General features: G+C 45.4%; 6 protein-coding genes. 5 read left to right on the forward strand and 1 reads right to left on the reverse strand.

What is annotated here, in order from left to right; translation table 11 throughout:
- Positions 1 to 978: 978 nt before the first annotated feature.
- A complete protein-coding gene (locus KKD83_06750; GenBank protein MBU2535845.1) occupies positions 979 to 1,179 on the reverse strand; it encodes a helix-turn-helix domain-containing protein in 201 nt (66 codons plus the stop codon).
- Positions 1,180 to 1,959: 780 nt separating this feature from the next.
- Here KKD83_06750 and KKD83_06755 point away from each other — a divergent pair.
- The 5 genes from KKD83_06755 to KKD83_06775 form a co-directional block, all read left to right on the forward strand.
- Positions 1,960 to 2,151 carry a tautomerase family protein gene (locus KKD83_06755; GenBank protein ID MBU2535846.1) on the forward strand — a complete coding sequence of 64 codons (192 nt, stop codon included), beginning with the start codon at positions 1,960 to 1,962 and terminating at the stop codon, positions 2,149 to 2,151.
- A gap of 206 nt (positions 2,152 to 2,357) precedes the next feature.
- The gene (locus KKD83_06760) at positions 2,358 to 2,807 is read left to right on the forward strand and encodes a VOC family protein (protein MBU2535847.1); all 450 of its coding nucleotides are present in this window, start codon (positions 2,358 to 2,360) and stop codon (positions 2,805 to 2,807) included.
- 105 nt (positions 2,808 to 2,912) lie between these two features.
- On the forward strand, positions 2,913 to 3,353 hold the full coding sequence (locus KKD83_06765; protein ID MBU2535848.1) for a divergent PAP2 family protein: 441 nt from the start codon (positions 2,913 to 2,915) through the stop codon (positions 3,351 to 3,353).
- Positions 3,354 to 3,492: 139 nt separating this feature from the next.
- Positions 3,493 to 3,822: a hypothetical protein gene (locus KKD83_06770; protein ID MBU2535849.1), complete on the forward strand. Its 330-nt coding sequence runs from the start codon at positions 3,493 to 3,495 to the stop codon at positions 3,820 to 3,822.
- A gap of 279 nt (positions 3,823 to 4,101) precedes the next feature.
- Positions 4,102 to 5,128, forward strand: a 1,027-nt coding sequence (locus KKD83_06775) for a DAK2 domain-containing protein (GenBank protein MBU2535850.1), incomplete at its 3' end; no start/stop codon positions are given.

A 5,128-nucleotide genomic window follows, 5' to 3' on the forward strand; every position in this document is an offset into this window, starting at 1 on the left:
ACTACCTGGCGTTTAAACTCTAAGCTGAACGTCCTCTGATTCTTCATGGCAAGGTCCTCTCTTTCATTCATTATACTTGGACCCTGCCAAACCTTCCTACCCCATTGTGTCCAGCTTCAGGGGTTCACTCCAAAGGTAAACAATACCACCTTGGAAAGGGAGATGTAATCGTTCTACCATCTAACATAGAACATAAAGGGTATGTTTCAGAAAAAGGTTTAAGTGCTATTGATGTCTTCTCCCCACCTAGGCATGACTTTGTGGCAAAACTGGAAGAGATGAAGAAAAGCCAGAAAAAGTGATTCTCAATCTCAGAAGTGTCGCGCGTTGGACAGGTTGTTATAGAAAAGGACAGTGAGTAAAAAGGGGCAATATTAAGGCTTATATATTCCGTTTCCTTCCTGACATTGCGAGACTAAGAATTGTCGTTGGCATTAGTGCCGCCATTGCAAACAGAACAGCATCAATTTGAGATGATGGCAAAGGTGCTATACTCACGAATATTGCGCCAACAAAAACGGCAATAAAACTAATTAGACTATATACCGCTAACACTTTTTTCATGGCATTGTCTCTAACATATCCTCTTACAGCAGTTATATATTGCCTAAAGTAAGCTTAATAAGTACTAAAAACCATACGAGTGATTATTAATATTTTCTAAATAAGAGAGAAGCGAACATGAACTACCGGCACGCACTGTCAGGCATGCCGATTAAGGAATACCCTCACGTCACTGAGTCTGAGGAATAACTAATCCGATTGAGGCTAAAAGTCCGCGTATGCGGTGCTTCATAAAGACGATTTGGTTTACCGGGCCGGAAATCAGTAAAGTATTAAGACTAAAAGCTAAAGCTTGCGCCGGATTAAGATACGCTTTCAACGCATTAAAGACAAATGGGCTAGGACTGAATAATGTTACTAGGAGCTTATGATTTATAGAATACTTAACTTATGTACAAAGTATCGGCCTTGAACTTACGTTAGTAGGAAAGCAATAACATCTTCCATCCGGAACCTCAGATCACCTCGAGGACCCATACGTAAATATGGTAATGCGTTCAGATCGGCCCAGACTCTGATTGTATCGATGTGGGCCTCTAACATATTGGCTACTTCTTCCAGTGTCAGTAAAGAGCTAGTATCTTCCTCTCGTATTATGTCGCTAAACTGCTCCATTCCTGATTCTCCTATCTCTGCTCATTCCATTCTTGTTCTTTCTATAATAAACGAATCAGGTTAAAAGTCTATAAATTTAGCCTTTAAAAAATGACAAATATATTACAGGTTCATTCCAAAGATATTACAGTCGAGCAAAGGAAAACTGAGATTTGTAGTTTGCATGAAATTGCAGCCAAAGTTATGAATGAAAGGACAGGTTATAAGATTTCAGCGAATTAAAAGGGAGATGCTCCCTTACCAATGTTTATAGAAATGATGATTAAACTACAAAGAATAACAATGGCGGGCAGACCCACCGAGCTTTCCAAGTCTGCCCGCCAAAAGAAAAGAAGAAAAACGAGAAGGGCTTCTATGTTTAATACGATATTTGCCTTATTCTGTTACGTTTTGCAGAAAGGGCAATTAGCGACAAATTAGATGCCAGGCTTGACTACTCTGCCGGGGTGGTTTGCACCAGGACAGCGAAAACCCTTTTGGCCAAGGTGGAAGGGCACAACAGGTTCCTTAGTCGCAGGGATATCGAACCTTCGACCGCAAAGTATACATTCCACTGTATACTTCGTTCCCTCAGCTTTGGCCTTTTTGCGTCTGTCCATAATAATATTTTACAACATAGTGAATGGTGGAGTAGTTAATGCGTCGGCTTATTTTAGCCATTATAGCATCATTCGGTTAGCTATCCCAAAAAGCAATGGTATTGACTTCGGTAATGAAATGGATATAATTTGCTTACCTGGTATAAAATGACTGGGAAGTCATAAAGGAGGTAATGTAAGCATGCCTACTGTTACTATCAGACAACTTGAAGGTAGAACTGTTGAGCAGAAAAGGAAACTGGCAAAGGAAATTACAGACTCTATTGTGAAGATTTACAAGATTGAGCCGGATAGGGTGACCGTGAATTTTTTCGACATGCCGAATTACAACATTGCCAAAGCCGGCAAACTGTTTATCGACCTGGGGTTTTAACTCTTGGCTTGAATGGAAAAAATCCAGCATACATAGAGAAATTCTGTCCTGACTGTGGCAAACCGGATAGAAGGGGTGTGCCCCAACCTATATCCTGTTCTCTATTAATGGCAGGCCATGTATAATGGAAAGGCCTGCAACCGTATTTTGGTGCACTTAGAAATTCCGTCCAATTAAGAGATAGTAAATAAGAAGGGGGATGAGCTGTGATACAAAAAATAAACCATGTCAGCCTGGCAGTTAAGGACTTAGACCAGGTTGTTGCCTGGTTTAGAGATAAATTAGGTTGTACTAACATCTGGGAGCCGTATGAATATAAAGGGGATTTGATTGAAAAGTGCACTGGCCTGCCGGGAGCACATCTTCGCGTCCAAAAAGTCCAGGTTCAGGATTTTGTCCTGGAGTTCATACAGTACTTGTCGCCTCCAGGTAAGGAACTCAAAGGTAATACCAACGACGTCGGCTATCCCCATATAGGTTTTGTCGTGGATGATATTACAGAGACCTATGAGAATATGAAGCGGAAAGGCGTACAATTCAAGTCACCACCATGTAGCGTTGCTGATGAGAGTAATCCAATGTTTGGGTGGCAGCTCGTCTATCTGTGGGGACCCGAGGGCATGACTCTGGAGTTGGTTCAGGCACCGAAAAAATGAATGGATGGGCTCATCCGCTCGATTTAAAAGCAGCAGGATTGTGCTCTTATCGGCACATCATATATGATATTAATTGTCTTCCCTGTCCTGAGGTAAACAGCACGTATGAATAACATTATCATCGCTTCTGTCTGTGCCTGGGCACTGGCGCAGTCCATAAAAGTGCTCATCGGTTTAATAAGAAAAAGGCAGATTGACCTGCGTTACTTTGTCTCGACCGGTGGCATGCCCAGCGCCCACTCCGCCACAGTGAGCGCACTGGCAACGGCGGTAGCCATGGTCGAGGGTATCAGTAGTGTAGCGTTTGGGATTTCCGTCATACTTGCTGTAATCGTGATGTACGATGCTGCCGGTGTGCGGCAGTCCGTGAGCAGGCAAGCCATCATCCTCAATCGGATTATCGCTGAACTCAGGGACCGGCGACCTATTGCTGAGCTGGAACACGACCTGCGGGTGTACATTGGTCATACACCATTCCAGGTGATAGTAGGCTCCGCTATAGGAATCATCATGGCGTGGCTCTGGTTTACCTTTGTTGCGGTATAAGCCGGGCAGCGACCAGCATCGACGAAGCGGTCAGTAAAGGAACAGACGTATGAGAGCCGTTATCAGGTAAGGCGTTTCCCACATAGGTTGCGGAATGGTAATCGCGCTCTCAGGGCTGTTTTTACCCTAGAGCGTTGTGTTGATAACGCTCGGAGTCGCGGCCCTGCTTCTGTTGGCACTGAAACTGGCCAGATTCGCGATTCCGTCCGTAAACAGGTGGTTTTTCAAGGTATTCAGACCCTTTATTCGTGAAGAGGAGACGGCCGGGGCAACGGGCGCCCTGTATATACTCATATCCTCATTTCTGGCATACCTGGCCTTCGAAACACGTATTGCCATGCTCGCGATAGCGTTTCTCGCCGTTGGCGATGCGATTGGGGCGATTGTCGGAAACACCGTTGGCAGAGTCAAATCCCTCAAAAAACGCTGGAGGGAGATGTGGCGTGTTTTCTTAGCTGCATCGTCATAGGATTCACATTCTACTTTTCGGGCCTCAGCAGCAATATGACGATGATAATAGTTGGGTCCGTAAGCGCAACCGCGATAGAGGCAACACCTTTGCCGGTTAACGATAATTTCATGATGCCCCTGTTTTCAGGGTTAATGATGTCGCTTGTTTAGCACCCCATTTATTGACGGCTATAGCGAATTGTCATGAAAATTTTTGCTCTTGACAGCTACAAAGTTATGATTTATTCTATCTATACCTAGAACTTCTAGGTATATAGAGCTTGAAGGTATTGACGAAATGGACGGGCACAGAACAATTGCCGGGCAAGAATTAAAAGGGATGTTTAGCGCTGCGCTTGATTGGTTTGAGAAAAGTGTCTCTGAAATCGATGCTTTAAACGTTTTTCCGGTGCCTGATGGCGATTGCGGTACTAATATGCTGCTGACGATACGTTCAAGTCTGGATGAAGCTTCAAAGGTCGATGAAGGAAGCATATCATCGGTCGCGCAGGCTATGGCCAAAGGGGCACTCATGGGTGCCAGAGGTAATAGCGGCGTTATTCTGTCGCAAATATGGCGTGGTCTGGCAAACAGTTTAAGTGAGAAAGTAACTATAGATGGTAAAGACCTGGCCAAGGCCCTGCTTCAGGCCTCGGAAATGGCTTACCGCGGATTAAGCAATCCTGTTGAAGGGACAATCCTGACCGTAATAAGGGAAGCTGCACTGGCCGCTGAGAAACGGGCCACGGACGGTAATGGCAGCGTGACATCGGTTTTGGAAGCTGCGGTTGAAGCCGCGAAGGAATCGGTTGCCAATACACCCAGCCTGCTTCCGGTATTGAGGGAGGCGGGAGTGGTAGATGCCGGTGGGCAAGGGCTTTATACCCTGCTGGAGGGAGCCCTTCTCTATCTTAAAGGTGAAATAAATCGGATAAAATCAGATAAGTCGGAAATTATCGCAAGCCGTGTCCCCGTAGCAACGAAACAATGGCAGGGTTCGCGACGGGAAGAGGTGCCCTTTGGCTATTGCACCGAGTTTATCCTGGAAGGGGAAAACCTGAACCCGGACGAAATCAGGCAGGAACTGGGGAAACAAGGGCAGTCAGTGATTGCGGTGGGTGACCCGAATATGGTGAGGGTTCACATACATGTCCTTGACCCCAGCAATGTTATCCGCTACGCAATCTCTCTGGGCACCATGCACAAGATAAATATACGCAATATGGATGAACAGTACGAAGATTTCCTCGCTTTGCAAAAGGAAAGAGGATTGCCGATTGCTGACATGGCGGTAGTCGCGGTTGTCACTGGCGAAGGACTGTCTA

Source organism: Chloroflexota bacterium (genome assembly GCA_018829775.1).
Taxonomy (GTDB): Bacteria; Chloroflexota; Dehalococcoidia; order Dehalococcoidales; family RBG-16-60-22; genus E44-bin89.

Excerpts from the sequence above, each read along its gene's own strand:
- KKD83_06750 (MBU2535845.1), bottom strand. The coding sequence starts at position 1,179 with ATGGAGCAGTTTAGCGACATAATACGAGAGGAAGATACTAGCTCTTTA.
- KKD83_06755 (MBU2535846.1), top strand. The coding sequence starts at position 1,960 with ATGCCTACTGTTACTATCAGACAACTTGAAGGTAGAACTGTTGAGCAG.
- KKD83_06765 (MBU2535848.1), top strand. The coding sequence starts at position 2,913 with ATGAATAACATTATCATCGCTTCTGTCTGTGCCTGGGCACTGGCGCAG.